The organism is Halorubrum tibetense (assembly GCF_055396225.1).
Map to the genome: position 1 here is coordinate 1,032,488 of NZ_AP043742.1, position 14,090 is coordinate 1,046,577.

Annotated in this window: 14 protein-coding genes and 1 pseudogene; 6 read left to right on the forward strand and 9 right to left on the reverse strand. The window is 69.0% G+C overall.

Annotated features, from left to right (window positions below; genetic code table 11):
- Positions 1-26: 26 nt before the first annotated feature.
- Positions 27-566: a hypothetical protein gene (locus ACZ5TV_RS05275; protein WP_379779824.1), complete on the forward strand. Its 540-nt coding sequence runs from the start codon at positions 27-29 to the stop codon at positions 564-566.
- Positions 567-601: 35 nt separating this feature from the next.
- On the opposite strand, the gene ACZ5TV_RS05280 is transcribed toward ACZ5TV_RS05275, so the two are convergent.
- From ACZ5TV_RS05280 to ACZ5TV_RS05290, 3 genes are read right to left on the reverse strand one after another with little or no spacing between them, the layout of a single operon-like run.
- On the reverse strand, positions 602-1,894 hold the full coding sequence (locus ACZ5TV_RS05280) for an ABC transporter ATP-binding protein (RefSeq protein WP_379779822.1): 1,293 nt from the start codon (positions 1,892-1,894) through the stop codon (positions 602-604).
- Positions 1,887-2,999, reverse strand: coding sequence for an ABC transporter ATP-binding protein (locus ACZ5TV_RS05285; RefSeq protein WP_379779820.1), 1,113 nt, complete (start codon positions 2,997-2,999; stop codon positions 1,887-1,889). Before ACZ5TV_RS05285 ends, ACZ5TV_RS05280 begins: the two co-directional genes overlap by 8 nt.
- The gene (locus tag ACZ5TV_RS05290; protein ID WP_379779818.1) at positions 2,996-4,198 is read right to left on the reverse strand and encodes an ABC transporter permease; all 1,203 of its coding nucleotides are present in this window, start codon (positions 4,196-4,198) and stop codon (positions 2,996-2,998) included. Before ACZ5TV_RS05290 ends, ACZ5TV_RS05285 begins: the two co-directional genes overlap by 4 nt.
- A 250-nt stretch (positions 4,199-4,448) precedes the next feature.
- Between ACZ5TV_RS05290 and ACZ5TV_RS05295 the strand changes: the two genes are divergently transcribed.
- A complete protein-coding gene (locus ACZ5TV_RS05295; RefSeq protein WP_379779816.1) occupies positions 4,449-5,405 on the forward strand; it encodes an ABC transporter permease in 957 nt (318 codons plus the stop codon).
- Positions 5,406-5,441: 36 nt separating this feature from the next.
- Here the strand turns inward: ACZ5TV_RS05295 and ACZ5TV_RS05300 are convergent, their stop codons facing one another.
- Positions 5,442-6,515, reverse strand: coding sequence for a DUF8054 domain-containing protein (locus ACZ5TV_RS05300; protein ID WP_379779815.1), 1,074 nt, complete (start codon positions 6,513-6,515; stop codon positions 5,442-5,444).
- A gap of 268 nt (positions 6,516-6,783) precedes the next feature.
- Here ACZ5TV_RS05300 and ACZ5TV_RS05305 point away from each other — a divergent pair, with 268 nt between their 5' ends.
- Together ACZ5TV_RS05305 and ACZ5TV_RS05310 are read left to right on the forward strand one after the other, a co-directional pair.
- Positions 6,784-6,909, forward strand: a complete 126-nt coding sequence (locus ACZ5TV_RS05305; protein WP_379779814.1) for a hypothetical protein — start codon at positions 6,784-6,786, stop codon at positions 6,907-6,909.
- Between the two features lie 11 nt (positions 6,910-6,920).
- Positions 6,921-7,388: pseudogene (locus tag ACZ5TV_RS05310) on the forward strand (DUF7384 family protein); the annotation flags it as partial.
- A gap of 64 nt (positions 7,389-7,452) precedes the next feature.
- Here ACZ5TV_RS05310 and ACZ5TV_RS05315 read toward each other — a convergent pair.
- Positions 7,453-8,151, reverse strand: coding sequence for a non-canonical purine NTP pyrophosphatase (locus ACZ5TV_RS05315; protein WP_464384197.1), 699 nt, complete (start codon positions 8,149-8,151; stop codon positions 7,453-7,455).
- 104 nt (positions 8,152-8,255) lie between these two features.
- On the opposite strand from ACZ5TV_RS05315, the gene ACZ5TV_RS05320 reads away from it, so the two are divergent.
- The gene (locus ACZ5TV_RS05320) at positions 8,256-8,657 is read left to right on the forward strand and encodes an SHOCT domain-containing protein (RefSeq protein WP_379782929.1); all 402 of its coding nucleotides are present in this window, start codon (positions 8,256-8,258) and stop codon (positions 8,655-8,657) included.
- A gap of 269 nt (positions 8,658-8,926) precedes the next feature.
- The gene (locus ACZ5TV_RS05325; RefSeq protein WP_379782927.1) at positions 8,927-10,252 is read left to right on the forward strand and encodes a 5'-deoxyadenosine deaminase; all 1,326 of its coding nucleotides are present in this window, start codon (positions 8,927-8,929) and stop codon (positions 10,250-10,252) included.
- A 37-nt stretch (positions 10,253-10,289) separates the two neighbouring features.
- Here the strand turns inward: ACZ5TV_RS05325 and ACZ5TV_RS05330 are convergent, their stop codons facing one another.
- The 4 genes from ACZ5TV_RS05330 to hemC form a co-directional block, all read right to left on the reverse strand.
- Positions 10,290-10,688 (reverse strand): hypothetical protein, encoded by a 399-nt coding sequence (locus ACZ5TV_RS05330; RefSeq protein ID WP_379782925.1) that lies wholly within the window; start codon positions 10,686-10,688, stop codon positions 10,290-10,292.
- A 207-nt stretch (positions 10,689-10,895) separates the two neighbouring features.
- Complete coding sequence (locus ACZ5TV_RS05335; RefSeq protein ID WP_464384198.1) at positions 10,896-11,675, reverse strand: uroporphyrinogen-III synthase; 780 nt, start codon at positions 11,673-11,675, stop codon at positions 10,896-10,898.
- Complete coding sequence (cobA, locus tag ACZ5TV_RS05340; RefSeq protein ID WP_379783735.1) at positions 11,672-12,574, reverse strand: uroporphyrinogen-III C-methyltransferase; 903 nt, start codon at positions 12,572-12,574, stop codon at positions 11,672-11,674. The genes ACZ5TV_RS05335 and cobA overlap by 4 nt, the downstream gene beginning before the upstream one ends.
- Entirely contained in the window at positions 12,567-13,778 is a 1,212-nt protein-coding gene (gene hemC, locus ACZ5TV_RS05345) for a hydroxymethylbilane synthase (RefSeq protein WP_464384199.1), read from the reverse strand. The genes cobA and hemC overlap by 8 nt, the downstream gene beginning before the upstream one ends.
- Positions 13,779-14,090: the final 312 nt, after the last annotated feature.

Sequence of the window (14,090 nt, forward strand, 5' to 3'; positions counted from 1 at the left end):
TTTTTCTCGACCACGTACGACGGCCGATGCGACGGATATACGACTCGGGCGCGATCCACCGTGACGACGACGATCCGGGCGCGCCGAACGAGATCAAACGGGAGACGAAGCTCCAGGCGCTGCGCTCGGTCCCCTCCTCGACGCTCAGTGATCTCCTCGTCCCGCACGGCGTCAGACACCGGTTCGTGTCCGTCGACGTGACGACGCCCGAGTCGGAGTACGGGGTCGGCGAATCGATCCCGTTCACGGTCACGATACGCAACCACGTCCCGTTTCCGGTGTCGCTCACCACGGCGTCCCCGGTGCTCTGGACGTGGAACGTCGACGGCGACGTGGAGGCATCCGCCGTGCCGCTGCGCGACCCGCCGGACGAGACCGGTCGGTTCGAGTTCGACCGCGGGGAACACAAGCGGTTCCACAAGCGGTGGGACCAGATGTTCCGTGTGACCGATACCGACTGGGAGCCGGCGGAGCCCGGGGAGTACACCATCGGTGCGTCGGTGAACACGACCGACTCGGCGGCAAAGGGATTGGCCGACGAGACGACCGTGCGTATCATTCGATAACACAGCCGATCGACGCCGACCGGGTCGAACCCCCGTCAGTCGTCGCCGAGGCGAGAGCCATCGTCAGCGATCTGGTCGGCATCGACGGACGGGTCGAAGCGGAGACACTGAACGCTTCGACCGTCGCCACGCGAGACCGCCTCGGGCGTCGTCGACTCACACGGCGTCGGCACGCCGGCCTCCAGGATAGTACCCGCTTGTTCGACGTTCCCGTCGGCGATCGCGGCGGCAGCTCGGTCGATCGTCTCGTCGAGCGTGTCGTCCGAAACGGCGTCGGGAAGGTCGAAGGTCTCCCGGACGGTGTCAGCCGATATCGATCCATCGGCATCCCGGCCGGGTGCGACCGCAGGCGGGAGCTCGCCGGTCTGGACCGTGAACCGAAACGCCGCGACAGACCGCCACGTCTCCCGCGGAAGGTCGATGGAGTCCGGCGATATCACGGCCGGACACCGCGGGTGGAACCGGCAGCCTGATGGCGGGTCGCTCGGCTCCGGGACCGTCTCCGTGAGCGGTCTGCCGAGCCGCCGATCCGTCGGATCGAGCGACGGGACGGACGACCGGAGCACCTGGGTGTACGGATGATCGGGGTCACGGAACACCGCGTCGGTCGGACCGCGTTCGACGATCTCCCCGAGGTACATCACCGCGACCCGGTCGCAGAACCGACGGACGACGTCGAGGTCGTGGCTGATGAACAACACCGCGACATCGAACTCGCGGCGGATGTCGGCGAGGAGGTCGAGCACGTCGGCCCGGACGCGAGCGTCGAGCGCGCTGGTCGGCTCGTCCGCCACGATGAGATCGGGGTTCACGATCAGTGCCCGGGCGATCGAGATCCGCTGTTTCTCTCCGCCGGAGAACTCGTGAGGATAGCGGCCGTGGTCCGCCGCCGAGAGCCCCACCCGTTCGAGCAGGTCCTCGGCGATCGCGCGTCGACGCTCCGCGTCGTCGAACCCGTGAACCGTGAGCGGCTCGGCGACCGCTTCCCCGACCGGCATCCGCGGGTTCAACGCGTCGTTCGGGTCCTGAACGACGAGCTGAACCCGTCTTCGGAACGCGCGTAGCGACTCGCCGGAGCGCTCCTCGATCGGCGTCCCGTCGAAGCGTATCTCCCCACCCGTCGGGGTCTCGATACCCAGTATCGAGTGGGCGGCCGTCGTCTTACCGCTACCGGACTCGCCGACCAACCCGAGCGTTTCGCCGCGGGCGAGATCGAAGGATATCCCGTCAACCGCACGGACCCGGCCGACCTCGCGGCGGAGCCACCCCTTCGTGATCGGGTAGTGGGTCTCCAGGTCGCGGACGGCCAACAACGGGTCGTCACTCATCCGTGTCCACCCCCGGGCGGGAGTCGTCAGAGCGTGTCGGATCCGGTGACAGCGAGGCGTCCGACGGCGACTCCGATCCCGTTGGCGACGACGCGGCCGCAGCAGCACGGATCGACGACGAGTCGCCGTCGGGCGCGTAGTGGACACACGATGCGGCGTGTGCCGGGTCGTCCTCGACGGGGTGAAACGCCGGCTGATCGCCGCCGGTACAGGCGTCGACCGCGTGCGGGCACTCGCCGCGGAACCGACAGCCGTCCGTCGGAACGTCACCCCGCGCCGGTCGGGGGTCGGTCGACTCCTGACGCTCCCCGTAGCTGCCAAACAGCGCCTGCGTGTACGGGTGTGCCGGCATCGAGAACACGTCACCGACCGGGCCGCGTTCGAGGATCGTTCCGCCGTACATGACGAGCACGCGGTCCGCGAGCGACGCGGTGACGCGGAGGTCGTGCGTGACGAGAAGGAGCGCGGTCTCGTCGTCGGTCAGCTCCCGGAACAGGTCGATGAGCCGCGCCTGAACGGTGACATCGACCGCCGTCGTCGGCTCGTCCGCGATGACGAGGTCGGGGTCGGCCGCGAGCGCGATGGCGATCGCGACCCGCTGTTGCATCCCGCCGGAGAACTCGTGTGGATAGTCGTCGGCTCGCTCGCTCGCGCGCGGGATACCGACACGCCGGAGGAGGTCGACCGCTCGATCACGGGGCGTCTCGCCGTTCTGGGTGCCGTGTATCGCCACGGGTTCGGCGACCTGTTCGCCGACGGTGTACACGGGGTCAAGCGCCCGCTGGGGGTTCTGGAAGACGTGAGCGATCCGGGTTCCCCTGACGGCGCGAAGCTCCCGGTCCGAGCGGCCGAGGAGCGACTCACCGTCGAACGTCGCCGAGCCGCCGACGACGTTGACCGGCGGGGAGGGGACGAGACCGGTGATCGACTCACAGGTGACGCTCTTCCCGCTGCCCGACTCGCCGACGAGACACACCGTCTCCCCTGCGGCGACGTCGAAGCTGACTCCGTCGACGGCGTGGAGGCGACCGTCACCCGTGTCGATGTGGGTCCGGAGGTCGCGGACCGACAACAGCGCGTCGTCATGGGCGTTCCCGGCGGTCATCGTTCACCCCGCGGGTCGAGGGCATCGCGGACGCAGTCACCGAGCGTTTTGAACGCGATCAGGGTCGCCGTCAGGGCGGCGGCCGGAAGCGCCGACACCCACCAGATCTGATACGCAGGCACGTCCGCCCGGTTCTGGAGCTGTCCCGCGACCTCGGCGTTGATCGACTCGCTGATCGTCGACCCCCACGAGTACGTTTCCAGCTGGTGGAAGCCGAGGAACGCGACCCCCGCCTCGATGAGGACGAACAGGGCCAACAGCTGGAACGCCGCGGGAACGAGCGTGTTCGTGCTGTTCGGGAGGACGTGTTTGCGGGCGATGTACGACTCGGACGCGCCGAGGCTCCGCGCGACGAGGACGTATCCGTCCTCCCGCCTGCGGATCACCTCGCTGCGGACCAGCCGGGCGATCCCGCCCCAGCTCAACACGCCGAACGTGGCGAGCAACAACAACAGTGAGGGCCCCCAGTACGCATATCCGATGAAGTAGACGAGGATAGCCGGGAGACACAGCTGGACGTCGACGTACGAGCTCAGGATATCGTCGACGAGCCCGCCGCGGATCCCGGCGACGACGCCGACGGCTGCGGCGATCGGGACGATGAACGCCAGCGAGATGACGCTGACGTACACGGCGACGCGCGCGCCCTCGATCAGGAGGAATCCCAAGGGGTGGCCTCGCTCGTTCGTCCCGAGGGGATACTCCCAGGAGCCGTGACAGAGCCGTTCGAAGGGCTCGCCCGTTTCGGCGCCGAGACACTCGCTGGGCGGCACGGAGCTCGCGAAGCCGACCGGGGCGTGGAACGCGTGTTGAAATCGGAGCGGGGCGTAGCCGGTCAAAAGCGGTCCGACGAGGCCGACAACGGCGAGCACGAGCACGAATACCGCGGCGACCGTCGCCGCCGGATACCGCGTGAGCGCCGCGACCGAGAGGCGGTCCCGCGCGACCCGAAGCAGCGGAACCACCCCATAGGAGATGACGACGACCGCGGCGAGGAGGAACACCCAGTCGATGCGTTCGAGCCGCCAGACGGCGAGGAGGGTGGGTACACTCGCGACGGCTTCCGACGCTCGGAGAGTCACGACGGCGACGAGACCGGCGAGCAGTGCCGCGCGTTCTGCGGTCAGGTATCGTCGAGTATTTTCGTGTCTGTCCCAGTCGATATCTTCGAATCGCGGGGACTCGTCGGCCGATGACATTGGAGGGGGACTGATAGTCGTTCCTCCTTTACCGTGTTAAAGATACTCATCCACACTACCACAGCGTTCATACAATCGCCCATCCCGCGAAATGAATAGAGATACTGAGCGCGATCGGTGGACAGTCGTGGACCGATGAACCGGATCGCTGGATCAGTTTTATACGGTCGGGAGACGACCGTCCCGATCACATGACATCACGGTCCAGCCGAACGCCCTCCACTCGCGGCCGTCCCGCGGTCGACCACGGATGAGCCTCCTGCGTCTCCTCGCGAAGCGCGGCCTCCTCGGGCTCGCCACCGCATGGGTCGTTCTCACGTCCGTATTCGCGCTGTTCACGCTCACCGAGGACTGGGTGCTTCAAGGCCAGATCGGCGCGGCCCGGTTCGCCGGCGAAAACGATCCGGAGGCGTTGGACGCGATCAGGAACGAGTACTTCGCCGCACGCGGGCTCGACGGCCCGCTCCACGAGGTGTACCTCGGCTGGATGGCGAACATGGCCACCTTCGACTGGGGCGTCTCACAGGCGAGCGGGGAGCCCGTCTTCCCGCTCGTGACCGACGCTGCGCTCCGAACAGCCGGGTACGTGGTGCCAGCCGTGTTGCTGGCCATCCTCGCCGGCGTCGCGATCGGACTGTACGCGGCACTTCGCCCGGAGAGTCGGGTCGCGAACGGGAGCGTGACGGGAGCGTACCTGCTGTTCGCGCTGCCGAACTTCTGGATCGGCGGGATGGTCCTCTCGCTGTCCGTCGGGGGGGTCATCGACCGCCCGGCCTTCCTGTACGACCACGCGCTGCCGGTCCTATTAGCGTTCACGACGCTTTTGGGCGGGTACGTGAGCTACGCGCGGGCACACTCGCGGGAGTATGCGGTGGCCGACTTCGTCACCCTCGTCCGTGCGAAGGGCGGATCCAGCCTCCGGATGGCCACTCACGTCGTCCGAAACGCCGCGATCCCGTTCGTCTCGATGCTGTTCACGGAGGCGCTCGGGCTCCTCGTCCTCGCGGCGTTCGTCATCGAGGTGTTGTTCGGCATCGACGGCTTCGGACTGCTGTTGCTCGAGGCGGTCAACGAGCGCGACCTTCCGGTGTTGCTCGGCGGAACGGTCGTCGTGATCGGCGTCGGTGTCCTCGGCAACCTCGTCCAAGACGTCGCGTACGGCTCGCTCGACCCGCGGGTCGAGATCGGGTCACGAAACGGGGAGTGAGAAGGAGGAGCCGGACGCGGGGACGGGTCGCTCGCCTCAGGGCGTAATACCCGTGTCGGGGCCGGCAGTCTCGACCTCCTCCGGATTCAGTTCGAGGACGTGCTCGCCGCAGTCGTCACACCGGATGGCGACGACCTCGTGTGCGAGACAGCAGGACTCGACCGTGTCCGCGGTCGCCGCGAGCGACCCGTCACACACCGGACACGCCGTGTGAAACGATCGCAGCGACTGGAGGATCGAGAGCCGTTGCTCGACGGGGACATCCTTCCATCGGTCCGTGCGCTCCGAGAGCGCGAGGTGGGAGGCGACGTCCGCGAGGTACGCGCCGTCTCCGGGCCACTTCCGGACGCGACGGCGGACCGTGACCGCCGGATACGACCGGTCCTTGAACTCGATCGCGGCGGGGTCGACGTCGAACAGCTCGGCGAGTATCTCGGGCGTGACCGACTCGCGGTCGAGCCGCTCGACGTGTTCCGCCACTCGGTCGGCGAACGCCTCGTCGAACGCGAGCTCCTCGATCCCGTCGGTCCGGACGACCGCCCCGCTGTCGAGGAGGAACTCGAGCGGGTCGACCGCGTTCTCGCGACGGTTTTGGATGCGTTCGACCGTCTCGAACTCGGGTTCGTCGTCGGTTTCATCGTTGCCGTCGGCGGTTTCGTCGGCAGCCGTCTCATCGTCACCAGCGATGACCTCATCGTTGCCGTCGGCGGTTTCGTCGGTAGCGGTCTCATCGGCGTCGATAGTCCCATCGCCGGCGTCAGCGTCACGTCCGCTTCCCGTATCGCCCGTCTCGACCACGGCCGGATCGTCGGCTACCTCCCAGCCGTCGCGGGGGCCGGCAGGCGCCTTGCCGAACCGTTCGAGGACCGGGTCCGGGAGGTAGCGTTTCGTGAGCCGTGGCGTGCCGGGGATCAGGTAGCCACGGAAGTAGATCGAGCCCATCGACCCGAAGAACACGGCCGCGACGGCCACGGGGCCGAGCGGGGCGACGAGAGCCGTCGCGAGGAACGCGATAGCGACGTTGAGGGCAGTACACGGGAGACACCGGTTCTCGCCGGTGTACTCGGGTTGTCGGATCCGATCGAGGAACGGCTCGTCTCGCGATCTCATACCTCACACTACGGTCGAAGTGATAAAAACGGGCGGTTCCGCGGATCCGCTCGGGGACGCCATGGCTCACACGGGCGGGTCGATCGACACGCGAAAACCGGGGGAACGGCGCGCCGAACCGGAGCCGGTCCGGGCCGCGCGCCTACCGGGATCGACCGACCGGAGCGACTTATATTCGCGTCAGACGCCCGTATTTCGGTAGATAGTCAGTTGACAGGTCGCCCCACCTGGCCGACACACCGATATAGGCGGCGACGATCGGTCCGGTATGACCTTCGAGGAGCTGTTCGAGCGGGCGGCCGGGTACGACGTCGACGAGAGTGCCGTCGTCACCGCGCTCGCGGAGCGGCGTGATCGGGAAGCGGATGACACGGACGGAGGCGAGGACCCATGAGTAGAGACGTCGAGCCGAGCCCCGCGCGGGTCGTCGCCGACGCCGACGTACTGGCGGCCGACCTGCTCGTCGGCGGAGCGGCCCGCGACGCACTCGATGTGTTGCGGGAGCACTCGTGGACGACGCTCGTCGCCAGCGATCCGCTACTCGATGACGTCGAGGCGGTTGTCGCGTCGGTTGCGGATCCGTCCCTCGCGGCCGACTGGCGGGCGAAGTTGGCGACGTGGTGTGAGCCGGTGACTCACCCCGCCGGCGACCATCCGGCGCTGGCGTCGGCGTACCACGGCGGCGCGATGCAGGTGATAAGCATGGATCCCGCCTTGACCGGCCCGGGGGCCGCCGCCGGACTACGCGACCGGATGCCGGTGAGCGTTCGCGAACCGCGGGCGTTCGCTGCCGTGTTCTCCCCGGAACGGCTCCACCCGGAGGCCGTCGGCGGCGAGTATCCCGGGCCGGACCGGGAGGCGCGGGACTGGTAAGTCGCGGGGCCGGCAAGCGCACAGGACCGGCGAGCGGTCAGGATCCCTATCCGGGCGTCCCGGGTCAGCGCTCGGCGTACCACTCCGCGAACTTCGCGAGCGCCCGACCCCGGTGCGAGACGGCGTTCTTCCGCTCGGTGTCCATCTCGGCGAACGTCTCGCCAGCGTGCTCGAAGATCGGGTCGTAGCCGAAGCCGCCGGAGCCGCGGCGGTCGACGATCCGGCCGGGGACGTACCCCTCGAAGAGCTTGACCGGGAGGGGGTCGGTCTCACCGGCGGGCTCCGTTCCCGCGGCGTCGGCGTTCGTTCCATCGGCGTTAGTCCCCGTTCTCCCGGCGTCCGATGCGGAGTCGTCAGGCCCCGCAGCCGCGGCCGTCCCGCGGTCCGCGCGGTCGACGGGGTCGGGGCTCGCCGCGAATCCCTCGCCGTCGCAGTACGCGAGGGTACAGCGGAAGGCAGCGCGGGCGTTCTCGAGAGGACGGGCGAGCTCGCGGACCCGCTCGATTCCGAGCGTTTCCTGGACGTACGAGGAGTACGGGCCCGGGAAGCCGTCGAGGCCTTCGATGAACAGCCCCGCGTCGTCGACGAGGACGGGACCGCCCGCCTCCCGATACGCCTCGCGCGCGCCGCGTGCCGCGATCGGGCCGAGCTCGGGCGACTGGATCTCCGTGTAGTCGAAGTCGAGCTGCTCGACGGAGCCGTCGGCGAGGTACTGCTCGGCTTCGCGGACCTTCCCCGGGTTCGTCGTCACGTACCGCAACATACCGATCGGTGCGGGTGGGCGACGGGAATAGGCGTCGATAGGAGCGAGCCGACCGCGCCCCGGACGGCGATACGTTTTTATCCGATCGCGGGAGATCCGACGCCATGTCGAACGCCCTCCCGACGTTCGGGAAGCTGCGGTTTCTCGGGCTCCTCGGCGTCCTCACATTCGGCGTGACGGCGCTGCTCGCGGTGTTGGGCTTGGGGACAGCGGTTCCCGTGACCTTCGTCGTCGGCTTCTTCATCGTGCTCCCGGTCGCGGCGCTTCTCGGCGAGGACTTCCCGCTGATCGAATCGACGTCCGAGCCGGCCGACGCGACGACCGACGAGAACCCGGTCGCGACCCTTCGCGACCGGTACGCGTCCGGCGAGATCGGCGACGAGGAGTTCGAGCGACGGCTGGACCGGCTACTTGAGACCGAAGGCGTAGCCGACGAGATCGACCGCCGTGGGGAAGCGCGTACGAACGAGGAGCCGACGGATCTCGAATCCGAACTCGACTTATAAGCGGTTACCGTCGGGTCGGCGGTGAACGCCCCCGACGCGCTACCCGTTCAACGACCCTCCACCGTCGCGGTCCGCTCGGTCTCCGTGGTCCGCTCGGTCCCCGCGGTCCGCTCGGTCCCCGCGGTCCGCTCGGTCCCCGCAGTCCGCTCGGTCTCCGTGGTCCGCTCGGTCCCCGCGGTCCGCTCGGTCTCCGTGGTCCGCTCGGTCCCCGCAGTCCGCTCGTCCGTTCGGCAAGACTCTTGAGTGTCGACCGTTAGAAACGGACGGATATGCTGATCACCGGAACCGTCATCGCCGACCCGGATACCGTGATCGACGACGGCGCAGTCGTCGTCGCGGACGGGGAGATCGTCGCAGTCGGCGAGGCGGACGCCCTCCATGAGACCTACCCCGACCACGAGCGCCGCGCGTTCGACTTGGTCGCGCCAGGGCTCGTCGGCGGCCACGTCCACTCGGTCCAGTCGCTCGGTCGGGGGATCGCCGACGACGCCGAGCTGCTCGACTGGCTGTTCGAGGCCGTGTTGCCAATGGAGGCGGCGATGGACGCGGAAGCCACCCGGGCGGCCGCCGAGCTCGGCTACCTCGAATGTCTGGAATCGGGGACGACGACGGTGGTCGATCACCTCTCTGTCAACCACGCGGCGGAGGCGTTCGAGGCGGCGATCGAGACGGGGATCCGCGGCCGCCTCGGGAAAGTGCTGATGGACAAGGAGTCGCCCGACGGCCTCCGAGAGCCCACCGACGCCGGCTTGGCCGAAACGGAGTCGCTGATCGGCGAGTACCACGGCGCGGCCGACGGGCGGATCCGCTACGCAGTCACACCGCGGTTCGCCGTCACCTGTACGGAAGCGTGTCTCCGCGGCTGCCGGGAGATCGCGGACGCCCACGACGGCGTCACGATCCACACCCACGCCAGCGAGAACAAGGGCGAGATCGCGACCGTCGAGGCCGACACCGGGAAGCGGAACGTCCACTGGCTCGACGAAGTCGGACTCACCGGCCCGGACGTGACGCTCGCTCACTGCGTCCACACGGACGAGAGCGAGCGCGAAGTGCTCGCGGAGACGGACACCGTCGTTACCCACTGTCCCTCATCGAACATGAAGCTCGCCTCGGGGATCGCCCCCGTCCACGACTACCTCGACCGCGGGATCACCGTCGCGCTCGGCAACGACGGTCCGCCGTGTAACAACACGCTCGACCCGTTCACGGAGATGCGGCAGGCGAGCCTCCTCGGGAAAGTAGACGCGCTCGACCCGACCCGGCTCCCCGCGCCGACGGTCCTCGAAATGGCGACGGTCAACGGCGCTCGTGCGGCCGGGTTCGACCGGATCGGTCGCCTCGAACCCGGGTACGAAGCCGACCTGATCGGTCTCACGACCGAGAAGACGCGCGCGACCCCGATCCACGACCCGCTCTCGCACCTCGTGTACGCCGCTCACGGCGACGACGTCGTCTTCACGATGGTCAGCGGCGAGGTGCGGTACGACGACGGCGAGCACGTCGGGATCGACGCCGACGCCGTCCGCGGGCGGGCGACACGCCACGCGAAACGGGTCATAGACGAGGCTGGGATCGAAGCGACGATCGGCTAAAACGCGGGCACGGGCAGGTGTTCACCCGTGGAATCACTCAGTTTACTCCGACCGAGGGCCGGCCCTCCGCGCGGCACGTCGCCCACTGTATCGCGGCGGTCTCGTCGTTGAACGCTTCCGTCTCGACGCCGTCGACATCGATCGTCCGCTTGAGATAGCGGCGCTTCGAGCGTTCGCCGACGACGGCGAACCGACCGACATCACGGGCGACAGCGAGCTGTGCCGCCTCGCGGAGCGCCCGCCGCCCGGCGTCGGAGCAGGGGCGGGTCGTCCGGACGGCGATCACGACTGCGTCGACCGCGTGGTCGGCGACGGCGGATCGCCACCGATCGAGCAGTGCGTCGGCGGCGGCGGGGCTAATCCCCGTCCCGTGCGGGAAATCGACGATCAACACGCCGCCGTCGGTTCGGAGCGACCAGCGCTCGCTCGGTTCCATGACACCTACTCACATGTATCGAGTAATAAACCCACACATCAAATTATTCTTTTTGATATTTTGGACGGATCGACGGTAGCAACAACGGAAGCGGAGAGAGGAGGTTTCACCCCGCTAACCCGAACGGTAGCGTGTTCGTCGCGTTGTCGAATATCGATATCGAGAGCTGTCGGTTCGGATCGAGGTTATCGGAGGGGTGCGCGTCCGTCACGTCCCGGAGGTGGACTCGTCGACCTCGACCCCGCCAACGGCGGCGTCGACGACCGCCTCGGCGAGCGATTCGAAGTCGGCGTCGTCCGGGATCACGTCGACGTCGATCCCGAGCTCCTCGGCAGTCGCGGCCGTCGGCGGGCCGATCGCACCGACAACGGCGGCGTTCGTGCCGGCGAGTGCCGCCTCGCGAACTCCGCGGTCGGCGGCCGCTTCGAGGAAGTGCTCGACGGTTAGCGACGAGGTGAACGCGAGCGCGTCGAGCTCGCCCGCGGCCGCGAGCGACGCCGACTCGCCGGCGTCGTCGGGGCGCGAGAGCCGGTAGAGCACCGTCTCCGTCACGCGAGCGCCCGCGTCGCGGAGCCCGTCGAGGAGCACGTCGCTGCCGTGGTCAGAACGTGCGACCTCGATCACCTCGCCGTCGACACTGTCGCGGAGGGTCGCCACGAGACCCGCGGAGGTGTACTCCTCGGGGACGATGTCGACCGACCACCCGACCTCCCGAGCCGCGGCGGCGGTCGACGGCCCGATGGCGACGAGAGCGGCCTCGCCGGGCGTCCATCCCACATCCGCGGCGAGCTCGACACCGGTCTTGCTCGTGAAGACGACGTATGCGGCGTCGAGCGACTCCCCCGCCACGGGAGTCGCGCCAGTCGGCTCGACGGCGAGCATTGGGTCGGCGACGGGGTCCGCGCCGAGCGACGCGAGCAGCGTCACGGCCCGGTCGATTCGGTCGTCGTCGGGGCGAAAGACGGCGACACGGGGTCCGTCGCTCACGCGTCCTCACCCCCCCGTTCTTCGTCGGTTTCGCTCCCGGTCTCCGCCTCGGGGGAGGCGGTCGTTCCGGCCCGTTCGACCGGCGCGGAACCCGCGTTCTCCAGAAACGCCACCACCCGGTCGCGGGTCCCCGCCACGTCGCCGATAACGGTGATCGCGGGGGGTTCGATCCCGGCCCGGTCGCGGACGTCGACGATCGTATCGAGCGTACCCGTCGCGACCGCCATGTCGGGCCACGTCGCGCGTTCGACCAGCGCGACCGGAGTGTCGCCGTCGAGTCCCGCCTCGCGGAGCGCGGCGGTGTACCCCGGCAGCTTCCCGACGCCCATCAGGACGACGATGGTCCCGCCGGTCGCCGCGAGCGCGCCCCAGTCGACGGCAGACTCGTCTTTCGTCGGGTCCTCGTGGCCGGTGACGAACGAGACGGAAGAAGTGTGATCCCGGTGCGTGACGGGGATCCCGGCGACCGCGGGGCCGGCGATCGCGGAGGTGACGCCCGGGACGACCTCGAAGGGGATCCCGGCGTCGGCCAGGTGTTCCGCTTCCTCGCCGCCGCGGCCGAAGACGAACGGGTCGCCGCCCTTGAGTCGGACGACCGTCTTCCCCTCGCTCGCCAGCTCGACCAGCCGCCGGTTCGTGTACTCCTGTGGCGTCCACTCGCCGCCCGCACGCTTCCCGACGTCCTCGCGTTTCTCCGCCGGGATCTCCCCGAGGATCTCCGGACCGGGGAGCTTGTCGTGTAACACGACGTCCGCCGACTCGACCAGCCGCGCCGCCTTCACCGTCATGAGGCCCGGGTCGCCAGGCCCGGACCCGACGAGATACACCTTGCCGACGTCGTCGTCGTCGCGCGTTCGCGTCGGCGGGTCGTCGAACCCGTCGTCCGCCCCCTCACTCATCGGCGTCGCCCCCCGTGTCGGCGCCCGTGGTGGCGGTCTCGACCGACGCCCGCGCCCGCTCGATGAGGTCGGCCGCGCCGCGGTCGGCGAGGTCGGCCGCGAACGATTCCGCCGCGCCGGCGTGCGATCGGATCGGCAGGTCACGGGTGCCGCTCACCTCCTCAACCCCGTCAGTGGAGAGCACGCGAACGCGGGTGTGGACGTGCTCGCCCCGGACGAGCGCGGAGACGCCGATGGGCGCGATACACCCGCCGTTGAGTTCGGCGAGCACCGTCCGCTCGACGGTCGCCGCGACCCGGGTTCGGGGGTGGTCGACCGCCGATCGCACCGCCTCGATCACGTCCGGGTCGGTCGCGGTGACGGCGAGGGCCCCCTGGCCGGCCGCGGGGACGAACTCCTCGCGCGGGAGCCGCGTCGTCCGCGCGTCGTCGTACAGCCCCGACCGGCGGAGGCCGGCCTCCGCCATCACGAGAGCGTCGTACTCGACATCGACGGAACGCTCCATCGCCGAGCGTTCGAGCTCCGAGAGCGAGTCGAACCACTCCTCGACGCTCCGCTCGAACGACGCCTCGTCGGCCTCGGTGTCGTCGTCGCCGTCGGCATTGGCGTCCGCGTCGTCACCGGTATCGGCCGTCTTCGTATCCGACCCTTCGCCACCTGCCTCGGCGGTCAGCGCCGCCGCCTCCCCGGAGGCGATCAGCCGGCGTTCGTGTTCCGCCTGGAGGCCGGGCGCGAGCAGCTTCTCGATCCGGGTGTCGACGTTACCGCGGATCGGCTTCACGGTGAGATCCGGCCGGGCGGCCGCGATCTGGGCGGTTCGGCGGAGCGACCCCGTGCCGACGACGGCCCCCGACGGGAGGTCGGCGAGCCCGAGGCCGTCCGGGTTGACGACGACATCGCCCGAGGGCGCGCGTTCGGGGACGCCCGCGACGACCATGTCGTCCATCCCCTCCGTGGGCACGTCCTTCAGCGAGTGGACCGCGAGGTCGGCGTCGCCGGCGAGCACCTCCTCGTCGAGCGCGCGGACGAACGCCCCCGTGCGCCCGAGTCGATGGATGAGCTCGTCCGGGATCTGGTCGCCGCGCGTCTCGACGCGGCGGATCTCGACCTCGCGTTTCCGAGTCGACAACGCCTCGCGGACGGTCTCGGCCTGTGTAAGGGCCAGATCCGAGCCGCGGGTCGCGAGGGTGAGGGTTTCGGTCATACCCGAGGGGAGGTCCCCCGCGTTCAAAAGGGCATTAGTTCGGGCGTCGGCCCGGAGCGAAGGCAACGGTCCCGATCGAACGCGGGAGGCCGTCGGCAGCATATATAAATAGCATGAGATATCGACATCCCCGAGTCACGGTGGTGTGCCCGCGAAGGAGACCGGACAGACGGGTTATAAATACACGTCCGGCCGAGGAGGCGTGAGAGCGGGGTGATCAGAGACGGCGTGGGGCTTCCGCGGTGATCACCGCGCCACCGAGGATATCTAACTGACTGAGTTCTGGTGAAATCCGCATGTGCTCATAGGTTT